General features: G+C 64.8%; 7 protein-coding genes. 1 reads left to right on the top strand and 6 read right to left on the bottom strand.

Annotated features, from left to right (window positions below; translation table 11 throughout):
- Positions 1–2: 2 nt before the first annotated feature.
- Positions 3–1217, bottom strand: coding sequence for a molybdopterin molybdotransferase MoeA (locus KOL99_RS06255; protein WP_216509623.1), 1215 nt, complete (start codon positions 1215–1217; stop codon positions 3–5).
- A 181-nt stretch (positions 1218–1398) separates the two neighbouring features.
- Here KOL99_RS06255 and KOL99_RS06250 point away from each other — a divergent pair, with 181 nt between their 5' ends.
- Positions 1399–1905 carry a hypothetical protein gene (locus KOL99_RS06250; RefSeq protein WP_216509622.1) on the top strand — a complete coding sequence of 169 codons (507 nt, stop codon included), beginning with the start codon at positions 1399–1401 and terminating at the stop codon, positions 1903–1905.
- Positions 1906–2072: 167 nt separating this feature from the next.
- Here the strand turns inward: KOL99_RS06250 and KOL99_RS06245 are convergent, their stop codons facing one another.
- The 5 genes from KOL99_RS06245 to KOL99_RS06225 form a co-directional block, all read right to left on the bottom strand.
- Entirely contained in the window at positions 2073–3425 is a 1353-nt protein-coding gene (locus tag KOL99_RS06245; protein WP_216509621.1) for an ATP-binding protein, read from the bottom strand.
- The gene (locus tag KOL99_RS06240) at positions 3412–4041 is read right to left on the bottom strand and encodes a hypothetical protein (RefSeq protein WP_216509620.1); all 630 of its coding nucleotides are present in this window, start codon (positions 4039–4041) and stop codon (positions 3412–3414) included. The genes KOL99_RS06245 and KOL99_RS06240 overlap by 14 nt, the downstream gene beginning before the upstream one ends.
- Positions 4038–7646: an eCIS core domain-containing protein gene (locus KOL99_RS06235; protein WP_216509619.1), complete on the bottom strand. Its 3609-nt coding sequence runs from the start codon at positions 7644–7646 to the stop codon at positions 4038–4040. Before KOL99_RS06235 ends, KOL99_RS06240 begins: the two co-directional genes overlap by 4 nt.
- Positions 7647–7656: 10 nt before the next feature.
- The gene (locus KOL99_RS06230) at positions 7657–9045 is read right to left on the bottom strand and encodes a contractile injection system tape measure protein (RefSeq protein ID WP_216509618.1); all 1389 of its coding nucleotides are present in this window, start codon (positions 9043–9045) and stop codon (positions 7657–7659) included.
- Between the two features lie 214 nt (positions 9046–9259).
- Positions 9260–13657 (bottom strand): hypothetical protein, encoded by a 4398-nt coding sequence (locus KOL99_RS06225; protein ID WP_216509617.1) that lies wholly within the window; start codon positions 13655–13657, stop codon positions 9260–9262.
- Positions 13658–13661: the final 4 nt, after the last annotated feature.

The following is a 13661-nucleotide window of genomic DNA, read 5'->3' as shown; positions in this document are numbered from 1 at the left end:
CGTTATTCCCCCGGCAGGTTCATCTCGAAATTGCGGTCCAGCAGAATCACGTCGACCATGGCGCCGGCGGAAAAGGACGATTCCGGCGCAAGCTTCATAAGGCCGTTGCCGAGGATGAGGGAGGAAAGACGCCCGGAACTCTGGTTTCCCGTGGTGGAAACCAGGTAGCCGCCGTCGCGCCGCGACACGATGCCGCGCACGAGGTGCGGGCGGTTTCCCTTGTTGGCGGTCGCCTGCTGTAATTCGGCCTGGACCACCGGGCGCAAGACCCGGGTGTGCCCCATGGCCTTGAGCAGGGTAGGGCGCACGAACAGTTCGAAGGAGACCATGGCGGCAACCGGGTTGCCGGGAAGGGCGAAGATGGGTTTCCCCTGCAGGGTCGCGAAGGCCAGCGGCTTGCCGGGCTTCATGTTCACCTTCCAGAAACTGACGCTCCCCCCGAGCTCCTCGATGGCCGCCTTCACGAAATCGCGGTCGCCCACCGAGACCCCCCCGGTGACGACCAGGAAGTCGGCGTTCAGCCCGGCCCGGATCTTGTCGCAGGTGGCTTCCAGGGTGTCCTGGGCGATCCCCAGCAGTACCGGCTCCCCGCCGGCATCGAGCACCTGTGCGGCGAGGCTGTAGCTGTTGCTGTTGATGAGTTTGCCCGGCTCGGGCGTCGCGCCCGGTTCCAGCAGTTCGTCGCCGGTGGCGAGGATGGCGACGCGCGCGCGTCGGTGCACGGCGAGCGCGGTGCTCCCCATGGCCGACAGCATGCCGATCTCCTGCGGCCGCAACAGCGAACCTGCCGCAATGACGACGTCGCCGCGGGTTATGTCCTCGCCGCGCTGCCGTACGTGGTCGCCCGCCTTGACCTTGCCGCGCAGCACGATCCATGCGCCGTCCTCCTCGACGTCCTCGATGGGAACCACCGTGTCGCAGCCGGGAGGCAGCGGGGCGCCGGTCATGATGCGCACCGCTTCGCCCGGCGGGACCGGTTCGCTGCGCACCTCGCCGGCCGGAAGGAAGCCGCACACCTTGACCCGGTTGTCGACGACGCCGGCATGGAGAAAGGCGAAGCCGTCCATGGCTGAGTTGTCGGCTGCGGGGATGTCCCAGGGGGCGATGTGGTCCTGCGGGGTGATCCGGTTCAGTGCGTGGAAGACCGTGACCTGCTCTGTCTCCAGGGGGGCTACGTGGCTCAGGATGATCCGTTGCGCTTCTTCGATGCTGATCATGGCGACGTTGCCTCCCTCACAGGTTATTGCGGGTCCGGTGCGGTGTCGCATCGGTACAGGGGCGGTTGTATCAAAACCGGGGCGGCGACCGCAACACATTTCCGCCGCTTGACACGGGTTCGGCTCATTGTACATTTGCTCCGGATATTTCTACCGTTTCGCCAGGGGAGTACACGTCACCGTGGAAAAAATCAAAGTATGCGTCAACGACCTGATGCAGCAGGGGTACGTCTATTACCGTACCGAGCCTGTTGGTGAGAACTTTCATCCCGAGTTCAAACCGCAACTGACGCCGAAAGAAATGCTGGAGATGGGTGTCTTCGGCGGCAAGTACATGACCGACTGCCGGGACGAGTTTCCCAGGGATTGGTTCGCGAACGCGCGTCTTTGTCACGAGCGGCATGTGCCCGAGTACAACTTCTTCGGTGTCAACGCCTCAAAGCCGCTCTCCTACTGGCGCGAGAAGGGGTGGATCTACAGCGACGACCCGCGCGGCTGGTTCCAGTGGTACTGCCGCTACTTCATGGGGCGCCGCTGTCCCGACGACGCGCGCCAGATCAAGCGCTGGAAGGCGATGACCCGCCACATCGCCCAGATCAGGCACAACTGCCCCGAGGGGGTGCTCACCTGCCGCCGACGCCAGCGCCAGGCCTTGTTGCATTGGGCGTATGACAGCCGGAATATCTAAAACCTTGGGCGCATGATTATTCGCCCCTAAGGGACCGCGTGAAATGCTGGCTAGATCCCCCTCCCGTCCACGGTAGGGGCGAAAAATTTTCGCCCGCCTTTCATTCCCCCGCTGCATTCGCTCTTCCCGCCACCTGCCGCTGCATACCCCTTCCCTTCACGCCCTCCTCAAACCACCTTCCCCTCCTTCACATACTCGCGCAAAATCGCCGCCTCCAGCCGCTTCAAATCCAGCCGCCGCGTCCGGTCCGCCAGCACCTCCAGCGCGCAGTACTGCGTCACGTTCATGATCCCGGCGCCGGGCAACTCGTAGCGCGCCGCTATCTGCCGCCAATCGATCTCCGGCGCGATCTCCACCTGGGACGGAAAGGCGTTGCACCAGAGCCGGTAGCGCTCCTCCGGGCGAGGCATGGGGAAATGGATGATGCTCTGGAAGCGCCGCGCGAAGGCCGGATCGAGATGGTTGCGCTGGTTGGTCGCCAGGATCACCAGCCCGTGGTACTCTTCGATGCGCTGCAGCAGGTAGGACACCTCCTGGTTCGCGTACCGGTCGTGGGCGTCGCGCACGTCGGTCCTCTTGCCGAAGAGGGCGTCGGCCTCGTCGAAGAAGAGGATCCAGTCCTTGAACTCCGCCTTCTCGAACAAAAGCGCCAGGTTCTTCTCGGTCTCGCCGATGTACTTGGAGATCACCCGCGACAGGTCGATACGGAAGACGTCCTTGCCGGTGTATTTCCCCAACAGGGTCGCGGTCAGCGTCTTGCCGGTGCCTGGTGGCCCGTGGAAGAGCGCGCGGTAGCCGCGCTGCAGCTTGCGCCCCATCCCCCATTCCTCGACCAGGGTCCGGTTGTGGGTGATCCAGTTCTCGATTTCCCGGATCTGGCGCAGGGTGTCGGGATGGAGTACCAGGTCGTCCCACTCAAGCTCCGTCTCTATCGCCTGGGCGGGAAAGTCGGGGCCGAAGCGGGGCCTCCCCACCGTCCCGAGCGTGACCCACTCCACCAGCTCCGGATCGATGCAGAGCCGCCCGCTCATCACCGGCTCACCGGGGCGCACCTGGTCCAGCCACAGGATCCGTTTCTTCGCGAACCAGTGATCGCTGCTGAAGAAGCGCTGCACCTCGATCCGCTTCCTCACGTCATGCCCGGCCAGGATGAACTGCGCCGTTTCCCCCGTCGGAAGTATCGAGCGGTGGTCGGCTCCGGTCACGCCGCCGAATTCGGGAAGCTCGCCTCCCTCGGGGACCAGCCCCCCCAGGATCTTGTTGAAGAACCCGGGACGCAGGTGGGGCGCCAGGGCGATCATGACGACGGCGAACTCGTCCCGGGTAGGATCCTGGCTCTTGATGAACATCTCGATGGGGGAGTCCTCGCTGTAAAATTCAAGGGGCGGCGGGAGATACTCCTCGGCCTGCTCCAGCCGCACCTGGAGATAGCCGGTGACCAGCCGGGCGAGCCAGTCCAGGGCCAGCTCCAGGTTGATCACCTCGTCGCTTTGCTGTGGGTGATGACTATGATTGGGCATGGATCACGGCTCCTGATGACTGCAGGAACGAGAGCACCATCTCGGGGTACTCTCCGCGGAAAAATCTTTCATCCCCCGAGCCCAGGGCTGCCCTCAGATGGAACTCCCCGTTGCCGACCCGCACCACCTGGACGACCGGGTCGGGTGCGGAGACCTCCTTTCTCGCCGCTGTCAGCTCCTTGTCGTTGATCACCCTGCGGGCGGTCTCCTTCGCCTTGTTCTCGGCATCGAAGACGCCGACGGCAAGGCAGGAGAACGGTTCGAACTTGTAGCTCTCGACCTCGGGGGAGTAGTCGTCGATGTCATTGATGCCCAGGTATCCAAGCTTGAACGGCTTGATCGCGACCTGGACACGGAAATGGATGGTGACGCGCCAGACGAAGTCCCACGTGGACTCCCATCCCTCCTCGTCCCAGTACTCGCTGTAGTAGTTGCAGCGGTACGGCTTTATGCCCCATTTCAGCGGCTCCGCGCCTATGTCCAGCGCGCCGATGAGGGCGCCTATGAATCTCTCGGAGCCGCCTCCCACCTGGTCTGAATCGCCCCTGGTCAGGATGAAATCCACCACCGTGCCGTCTGCGCTTACCGAAGGGTGCCGCAGGTATAACATGCTCATTTTCGTCCCTCTCCCGGTCCGCGAAAATTTATGGTGACCGTCTTCTTGTAGCTCCCGGCGAGCTTGGCGCCCATGGAACTGTTCTCGCTGTAGGGAACCACCTCGAGTCCCTTGATATCATTGAAATAGTCTTTGCGTGCGTCCTGGTGAGTATCCCTGCCGTCGCTGTTCCAGTGGTCCACCACCGCCTGCTTCTTGTGGTCCACGGTGGGTGCCTCGTCGTAGGCCTTGGTCTTGTCCCAGTAGCGGTTCTTCCACCAGTACAACTTCGGGTTGGTCGGGTGCCGCAACTTGGCGGGATTGTTGACCCTCTCGTCGCGCCACTCGTAGACATCCTTGCGATAACTCTTGCCGTAAAAGCTGTCGCGGATCACTTCCTTGGTGTCGTACCCGTCGATCAACACGTACTTGTGCCCCTTGCGGGTGACCAGCGCCGACTTGTGCTTCCTGAGCCGCTTTCTCTTCGGCGTCCCCTTCTTCGGGTTGACGCTCGCCTGGATGGAGTCGTACACCTCGTCCTCGTCCGCCGGCGCCTCGACCAGTTCCAGCGCGGTCAGCTTGTACTTCGCCTTGATCGCCACCAGGGCGGAGGTGATCTCGGGGGCGTCCTTGTTCTCGTCCTCCAGGAGCTTGTTCGCCTCCGACAGGGCCGCCTCCAGGTCCGCCTGCTTCTGCGCCTCGGTCCGCACGTCCTTCTTGCCGTCCTTCGCGTCCTTGTCGATGTTCTTCCCTTTCAACTGGACCGGCTTGGCGCTTTTGCCCCCCGCCTTGGGCGTCACGATCCAGTTGTCCCCCTTGGCCTGGATATCGAAACTCACCCCTTTAACGGACGCCTTTATCTTGCCCAGTTCCGCGTCCAGCATGGCTCGGGTGAAGGGGCCGCCGGCTCGCAGCGTCCCGAGCGGCTTGGCGGCCGCCTGGAACGTCTTGGCGATATCCTTCTCCTTGGCAGACTTGGGATCGGGCTTGGCCGACTTCGTGCCTCCCGGAGGCGGCGCTCCCTTCTTGGTCGGCTTCGGCTCCGGTTTTTTTGGCGCCGGCTTCTTGGGCGGGATGGTGGGAGGAGGGATACTCCCGTCGTCCTTGAAGCTGCCGCTGCCGCTTCCCTTGCCGCCGGACTTCTCCGGCAGCTTATCGTCCACCATGCTGGTCATGAACTTGGAGGGATCGAACTCCGGCTTCTTGAGCTCGATCTCCGGCACCTGCCCCGAGCCGAGCACGTACTCCTTCACCACTGCGCTGATGCCGACCGGGTCCGCCAGCGGCCACTGTTTCGAGAACAGCGGCCAGGTCCACCTGTGGTCGGAGATGGGCGACCACCAGGGGGCCTCGAGGGCGATGAAGAAATCGCCGCCCAGGTCGAGCATGGGCTGGGCCACGATGTCCAGCGTCCCCCCCACGTAGAAGACGCCGGGGTCGCGGTAGCCGATGGTTGGCCTGGCGTCGGCGTAGGCCTGCAGCCCCACGTCCACCTGGATGCCGATCCCGAATTTAAGGTCGTGCGACGCGATCTCGATCCCGGCGCCCCCCTCGGCGCGCAGCCGCAGCCCGGCGTAGGCCGAGATGTTGAAGGAGGCGGAAATCTGGATGAACTTCTGCACCTCCGGGTCGGTCGAGTAGGTACCCAGGATCTCGATGTTGTAGATCTTGGCGGGGCCGAGCCGCGCCAGCGCCCAGAGGCTGATGTTGGCGAACAGGTTCAGGTCGCCGACCACCGGGATGCCGTAGTAGGCCTTGGCCTCGAACTTGACGATCTCCCGGTCGAAGTTCTTCTGGGGAAAGAGCGGGATCTCGCCGGGCGGCGCGATCTTGCTCACCACGGTCAAAAGCCCGCGGCCGTCGACCACCACCCAGACCGTTCCGGCGAACCACTGGGTCAGGTGGAACTGCAACTGCCCGGTGGCGGCGATGGCGCGGGTCTTGGCGTTGGGCTTGGGCGCCGGCACCGGCGGGGGAGGACCGGTCGCCACGATGTTCTCCTTGCCGCCCGCCGCGGCGATGGCGTCCTTGGCGAACTTGTTGGCCGACTCCATGTCGGTGGCGACGAAGGCCACTTCGCCGGAAAGCTTGTCGGCGTTGTAGCCGGCCTTGCCGCCGATATCCACCGTGCCGTCCGGCTTGTAGATGACTGTTCCCTGCCCGCTGAACGACTTGTGGTTCACCGCGAGGGTGAGCTGTCCGGCGAGGGGGCCCGTGCTGTTGTCGAGCTTCAACTCACCCTTCACCATCCCCTTCACGTCCACGGTCGCGCTGGCGTCGATCTTGGGCTTGGCGACGTTCTCGACGCTGAGGTTCAGGTTGGCGTCCAGGAAGCCGCCGATTTCCACCTTCACCCCCTCGACTCCCAGGGTGAGTTTCCCGGACTCGAAACGGTTGATCGGCCTGGGGAGCCTCTCCACCTTGAGGCCCAATCCCCCCAGGAGCTCCGAGTTTTTCTGCAGCGCCCGCAGCCACTCGTTGGTGTCGCCTCCCTTGGGTTTCAGCGAGGCGTAACCGTCCTTGATCTCGTTGTTGCGGATGGTGAAGTTGACGTGCATGCCGCCCAGTTGGTCGGTCCATGGGTTTTGCAGGGGCATGGTCCCCTTGCCGATGGAGTCGAGGTTCTTCTTGCTGTCCATGCGGACTTTGACCCGCCCCTCGCCGGTGAGCCCCTTGACGATGATCCGTACTTCCAGCCCGTTGCCCTTGGAGGCCTCGATCTCTTCTTTTACTTTCTCCGACGGTGCGAAGACCGCCGAAGACACGTCGACCAGTTCCGAGCTGGCCGGTCCCTCGGCGGCCGGAGTCGCCGCTTTTGGCGCGGCGGGGGCCGCCGCCCGCATGACGGCCGCTGCCTGCTCGTCGCGCCCTTCCCGGTGCGGGTTCCCCTGGCGGGCGAGCCCGGCGCCTTGCTGCTCGGTGTGGGCCAGCTCGTGGGCGATCAGCCGTTTCCCCTCGCTGGTTCCGGGGTGGTAAGCGTCGCGGGCGAAGAAGACGTGGTTGCCATAGGTGAAGGCGCGCGCCGAGAGATCCTCGGAGAGACCGGCGGCACGGTCGTCGTTGTGCACGCGGACGCTGCTGAAATCGCTGCCGAAACGCGGCTCCATGAAACTGCGCACCTCGCCTGGCAGCGGTTGCCCGCCGGACGCCCCCTCCTTGACCGCCGACTGCACCGCGTCGCTGACGGTGGGGGCAGGACCCGAATCGGCCCGGGCAATTTTTTCTTCCGGTGCGCCTTCCGCGGCGGCTTTTGCCTGTCTCCCCAGCCGCTCGTCGGCGCTCGCTTCCCTCTGCAGCCGCTCCTCCTGACGCTCGACTTTTTCGTCACGCTGGCGCCGGAGTTGCTCCTCGTTTGCCTGCCGAGGCGACTCCTCCTGCTGCCTGGGCAACTGCTCCCGCTGTCGATCCAAACGCTCCTGCTGCCGATCCAACCGCTCCGCTCCGGCTCCCGTCGGCTGCGCCATGCGCATGACCTGGTCCGCGCTGCGGTCCGCCTCCTGCTCCATTTTGTCGCCCGGTTTGCTGACCGTGAGCTTTCGTTGCACCGTCGGCGCGACGAAAGGCTGCCGCGACACCTGCGCCGCGGCGGTCGAACTGGAGGAAGACTTTTCCGCGCAGGATTTCATCGCCGCACCCCTAGTTCCACTCCACCCACAAAAGCTTCGGCATCCAGGGTAGTTTCACCATGGAGATGCTGAAGGGAAGCTGGTCCAGCAGTATGTCGTAGCTGTTCTTCTCGACCTGCAGCAGCCATTCGTCATTGCCGCGCAGGGTGAGCTTCGCCGGCCGCATCAGGAACGAGCCGCGCAGGCCGTCCACCGAGCTGTTGCGCAGAGCGCCCCAGTGTTTGAGCAGGGCCTGCAGCAGGGAGTCGCAGGTTTCCTTTCCCTGGTCCGCGAGCTCGATGTCCCGTGGGATCGAGGCATGAAGCGGCAGGTCGCACAACACCTTGGCCAGCGCCAGTCGGTACTCCGGCTGGTCCAGCGCCCCCGAAGCAAGGTAGTTTAGGACGGCGATGCCGCGCTCCGGCTCGATGATCCGGTTCTCCCGGCTGATCTCCAGTCTCTCGAAGAGTTGCCTCAGGTACGGGTGCAAGAGGACGATGCCGCCGTTGTCCACGTAGATGCCGTCCCGGCTCGCCTTATTCTGATGGTCAGCCGCATCCTCATCCCGCGCTGGAGCGTCTCTTTTTTGCGTCGTCACCTGGGCGCCCCTGGCCCCGGTAGGCGTCGTTCCCGGCCAGTGACGCGTGAGGGCGGCGTTGACCTCGGGGCTTTCTCTGATCGACAGGGGGAGCTCCAAGAAAGCGCGCGAGACGAGTTCATGCTCGGTGACATTGGCATGATGGGCGGCAGCGGAGAAGCCGTGTCGCCAGACCTGGTCCCGTATCGTGGCGAGGGAGGCCTCCGGCAGCGCGATGTCGGTCAATTGCTCCAGCACCGCGCCGACCCGCACCCCGACCTGCGGCGCCAAAAGCGGCAATAGCACGGCACGGAACTTCTCCGAGAATTGCAGCATCAGCCGCGTGCGCGCCTGCTCCTTCCGGAGCGGGATCAGTGCCTCTTCCAGCGCGATCACCACCGCATCATGGTGGTCACCACTCAGCCAGCATTCCAGCAGCGCCTGTTCCAGCTCCTTTCCCGCCGGGAGTTGAAACCACCAGGGGAGGGAGCCGTGTTCCAGGAAGTGCAGGAATACCTCCGTCAGCGCCTGCAGCGTGTTCCTGCGCCGGGAGTTCACGCGAGGCACGGCAAGTTCCTCGCGCAGCGTCTGTTGCAGCTCTTTTTGGACCGATTGGGCCAGCTCCTCTTCCAATCGTTCCAGGGGGATGGTGCCCGCGTCGATGACCAGTTTCTCCAGGAAAAGGTGTTCGTCCTCCGGCACCTGCTTGTTCAGGGTGACTTCGATGACCGGCAGCAGGTAGTCCTGGCAGAAGCGCTGCAGTCGCCGCTGCAAGCCCGCCGCCTCCGCCTCCGGCCCGTCGAACTCGACGTGCAGGTGCTGCTCGCGAATCACATGATCCATTGAGGACTCCAAACCTGACACCTTCCTGCCAACCCTCCCGAGGACGGTCAACGAGGGTGAGAACAAGCCGCACTTCCAGCTGATGCGTGGGCGAATGATTATGCGCCCCTACGGTTGACGAGGCATGTGGTGAGGGACGAATATTGCTCCTACAGACGAGGCATGTTGTGCCTTTGTAGGGGCGAATACGTATTCGCCCGCCTTTGGGACCACGCTACAAATCTCTCTTGGTACTCCCAAAGCACCCCTTGCGGGTGATCGCCGCCAGCAGCACCGGGCCTGCCACGCGCTGCACCTGCAGTTCCACCTTTTCCCCCTGGTAAAAGGGCTCGCTGCTGTTGGCAAGCGGCAGCTCCCACACCCACGCCACCACGTCCGCCGGCTGCAGGTTGCCGACTTTCCCCTGCAAGGTGAGGGAGTTGTCGCCACTTCGCGCCACCTCCATGTCCAGTTCCGGCTGCGGCCCGTCGCACAGTTTGTGGTAGTCCACCCGGGTGCACTGGTTGCGCTCGCTGCAGTCGAACGACGGCACCCTGGTTTCCTTGTTCAGACGCTGGTTCACGAACACGGCACCGTCGAAAAGCGCGCCGGCCGCGTCCGGCTCGTTGGTGTAGCGGATCAGCATGGAGAAGGCCGGGTTGGGCCGCGCATAGCTGTAGCGGAATTCGAGGTTGAAACGGTCGCAGGCGAAATACTCGATGAACAGGACGGCGAACGGGTAGGCGTCGCTGGGTTGATAGCTCAGGATCATGCGCCCCTGTGCCGCACCCGCCTGCTCCACCAGCGCCTGGTTGACCGCCTCGTTCAGCCCCTTCACGTAGCTTCCTATGGCATCGTTGAAGTTCTCGTTCAAATGCCCGGTGTCGGGGATCGGCAGCCCGTCGGTGCGCAGGTTGATGTCCCTGCCGTTGAAACGCAGCCGTACCGCGGGCTCCTGGCGGTAGTTCTCGTAGCGCGCATCGCCGAAGGGAGGCTGCACCCAGAGGCGGTAGGCGCAGCGGCGCGACTCTCCGCCGCAGGGGAGGTCGCAGGCCTGCTCGCAACTGTGCTGCACCTGGATGGCGGCGCTGCAGTTGTTGTGGTCGGTGACCGTGACCGAGAAGCTGTTGCCGCTGGGAATGGGATCGGTGCTGAAGAAATTGCCGGTGACCGGCTGGTTGTTGGCGGTAAAGGGTGGCGTGCCCCCTTCGATGCGGATGAAGGAGCGGAAGTTCGCGTTCCCCTCGCAGATGAAATCGGTCTCCCGGAGCACAAGTTGTGGCGCGATCACCACCGTCTGCGCTGCCGTGGCGGCGCCGGCGGCATCGTGGACGCTGACGTTGTGCCCCCCTACGCCGAGCTTGATCGGGCCGGTGAGGGGGGACGGCACCGCCGTATCCACCTGCACCTGGTAGGGGGCGGCGCCGCCGGTCGCGGTGATCTCGACCGAAGCCTGTCCGTCCGCCCCGGTGCACCCCGGCCTCGCGGTGAACGCCAGCGGCTTGACGCACGAATGCCGGAGGGTGACGGAGGCGCTGCAGTGGCGGGCATCGGTGATGTCGATTTCGATGTCGGTGTCCACCGGCAGGTTGCCGCTCGCGTACTCGGTTCCGTGCACCGTGCCGCGGTTGGCGCTGTAGGGGGGCGTGCCGCCGCTGATGGCGAAGAGGGCGACGTACTCGCCGGTGTCGCCGATGCAGTCGAACCTCGGCTCGCCCAGCACCAGGCGCGGCGGGATCTCGACGCTCTGCGGCGCCGACACCGTCGCCTCCTGATCCCGCAGGGAGATGGTGTGGCTCCCCGTGGCAAGCGCCAGAGCGCCTTCCAGCGGCTGGAAATCCTGCTGGTCAACCTTGACGCTGTAGGGGGCGACGCCACCGTCCGGAGTGACGGTCACCTCGGCCTGGTTATTGGCGTTGGTGCAGCCGACCTGCAGGGTGAAGCCCAGGGGGGGCGTCGGGAGCACGAACTGCACCGGAGCGCAGTCGGAGCAGCAGAGGTAGGGGAGGTAGAAGTCGGCGATGACGGTGCCGTCGGCAAGCTCCCCCACCGCCTGCTCGACGATGTCGCCGGCTGCCGGACGGGGCGGGCGGACCACCCCCGGGTCGGGCACGCGCCCGGTGAAGGCGCCCAGCACCAGCCGGATGTCCGGGTCCGCCGCCAGTTCGGGACGCGCGCCGATGCGGTCGAAGGCCTCCATCATGGCCGCCGGTTCCACCTCGGCGCACAGCGAGGTGGCGCCGGAGGGGGAGGTCATGGTGGTGACCCGGCCGGTCCCGATGCGGCTGTCGACGTTGAGCCGGTTGCGCAGGCCGCCCAGGTCGATGCCGCGGCCCGGGTTGAATATCCTGGGCGGCGCCTCGTGGTAGACCACGATGAAGGTCCCTCCGAGCGGCACCCCGGCCTTGTGCTGGATGCCGGGGTGGTCGCGCAGGAAGGTGCTCAGGTAGAGCTTCTGCTTCACCTCGCGGAGCCGGTCCTGGTATTGCCCTTCCAGCGCCTTGATCACGTCCAGGCGGCACTGGTACAGGATCGCCTCCAGCCGGTCGTCCAGGTCCTCCCAGCGCAGCAGGTTCACCGTGCCGTCGATGCTCCCCGCGGCGCCTTCCCGCTCCTTCGCCACGGCCTCGGTCACCCGCACCAGGTCCTGGTAGCGCTTCTCGAAGGAGGTCTCGTCGAGTTGCGCCAGGGTCGGGGTGAACTCGCCGTAGAGCTTCACCAGGTAGACGATCACGTAGAAGATGATCAGGTTCGATTGCCCGACGTTCTGGCTGTTCAGGAAATTGATGATGACGTTGGGGTCGATCTCCGGGACCGCGCCGCCGGGCTGGTTGGCGAGGAAATCTTCGAACAGGCGCCCAAGCGTCTGCGGCTGCACCAGGAAGTCCGGGGCGCACTGGGCCAGCAGGGAAAGCTGCGGTTTGACCGGCGTGGTGACCTTCGAGCGCGACTCGAAAGGGAGCGCATAAAAGTACTGTATCTCCAGGCAGATGAAGCAGGTCGATTCCGCCCTGACCGTCTCGTACAGCGCCTCCAGGTCCTGAAAGCGGCACGCGTCCTTGCTCGTGTCCACGGGCACGTTCTCGTCGAAGGCGCCGGTGCGCAGGGCGATCACCTCGATGGGGAGCCGGTAGCGCGACTTGAGGGTCAACAGCGTTGTCACGACCCCCTGGTAGTTCTTGCCCAGGTGCCCCTCGACGCGCAGGAAGTTGTAGGGTTCCAGGTCGTAGCGCAGCGCATGGGTCACGAAGGGGGGTGCCGGCGGCTGGTAGGAGTCGGAGCGGTACGCGAGGTTCTGGTTGGCCCGGTTGCGGCGCGTTTTGTCCGGGTCCCAGAGCCGGTACAGCGGGGGATCACCGTTAAACAGGTAGTAGTACGGGATCGCCTTGCCGGCAAGCGGCCCGTCCCCCAACGTGCTCGGGGTGATGCGGATGGAGCTGTCTCCCGGCAGGTGCGAGAAACCGGAGAGCGGCAAGACAGGCGCGTCGCTGAAGCGCGCCGCCATCTCCACCAGGCGCGCGAAGAGCTGCCCGAATTCCAAAAGCCGCCCCTCGCCGCCGGAGATGGCCGGGGAGGGCCAGAACGGGGTTCGGTACAGCTCGGGGGTACTCACCTTGTTCGGGAACAAAACCCCCAGCATCAGGTGACGCGGGAAGAGCATTTCCGGCGGACAGCAGACCGCGAACAGCTCCGCCCCCGTGCGGGAGAGGTCGCGCAGGGCGCGCGCGATGTCGTCGAAGAGGTCGTAGTAATACTGCAGGAATTTGACCTGCACCGTGGTGACCGGCACGTTGTCCAAAAAGCCGAAGCGGCCGGTGAAGCCGGCGAACGGGTTGTCCGGGTACTTCTGTTGCACGAGCGGCTTGAAGGCGTCGTAGGCGGCGCTCAGCGCGGCCGCCGTATGCTGCACCAGCTGCTCCGAGGCGAAGACGGCATGGAAGGCGTGGTAGACGTCCTGCGAGGTGGCGGGGGCGGTGTTGGGGACGTCGACCCGGGGCAGGTGCACCTCGGGGAGGTTCAGCCGCTTCAGGAGCACCTCGGCGAGCTCGGTCACACTCAGGCTGTCCTCGATGGCGTTGGCTTTGGCGATGATCTCCTTCAGGTCGTTGCTGCCGATCAGCAGCCGGCGCACCGTGATGGTGACCTCGCTCCCCTTGTCGTCGCAGTTGTTCATGCTGCAGTTGCGCAGCCCCTCCTTCTTCAGTTCCAGGAACAGGAGCACCGCCTTGTCGGCCAGGAAACCCTGCGGCGTCGTGATCGGCGTGGTGTCGGGCTCCCCGGCCGGGAACAGCTCCCAAAGCGGATACGGGTTGTCGTCCTTCATGAAGGGAGGGTAGGGGAGGTCGCTGGGGGGGAGGTACTGCCGGTAGCTCACCAGGGCCACGTCCTCCGGTTCCACGATCAGGTACCCCTGCGAGGTCACCCCGCACCCCTTGGTCAAAAGCACCGCGAGCCCACCGTCCGGGTCCTGGGACAGCGAGATCTCCAGCCCGCAGACGATGCCGATGCCGATCACGTCGGCGCGGGTGAGCCGCTCCTGCTCGTCCAGGTAGTCGAAGACCTGGTTCAAGTGGGTGGACGAAAGCACCTGGTTCGTCTCGAAAACCGGGAAGTTATCTTGTGAAGGTTTCATCGCG

It is taken from the genome of Geomonas azotofigens, assembly GCF_018919395.1.
GTDB lineage: Bacteria > Desulfobacterota > Desulfuromonadia > Geobacterales > Geobacteraceae > Geomonas > Geomonas azotofigens.
This window is presented reverse-complemented; position numbering and strand designations above follow the sequence as displayed.

What these genes read in the sequence shown, in the direction of transcription:
- KOL99_RS06255 (WP_216509623.1), bottom strand. Translation starts at nt 1,217, where the DNA reads ATGATCAGCATCGAAGAAGCGCAACGGATCATCCTGAGCCACGTAGCC.
- KOL99_RS06245 (WP_216509621.1), bottom strand. Translation starts at nt 3,425, where the DNA reads ATGCCCAATCATAGTCATCACCCACAGCAAAGCGACGAGGTGATCAAC.
- KOL99_RS06230 (WP_216509618.1), bottom strand. Translation starts at nt 9,045, where the DNA reads ATGGATCATGTGATTCGCGAGCAGCACCTGCACGTCGAGTTCGACGGG.
- KOL99_RS06225 (WP_216509617.1), bottom strand. Translation starts at nt 13,657, where the DNA reads ATGAAACCTTCACAAGATAACTTCCCGGTTTTCGAGACGAACCAGGTG.
- KOL99_RS06235 (WP_216509619.1), bottom strand. Translation starts at nt 7,646, where the DNA reads ATGAAATCCTGCGCGGAAAAGTCTTCCTCCAGTTCGACCGCCGCGGCG.
- KOL99_RS06240 (WP_216509620.1), bottom strand. Translation starts at nt 4,041, where the DNA reads ATGAGCATGTTATACCTGCGGCACCCTTCGGTAAGCGCAGACGGCACG.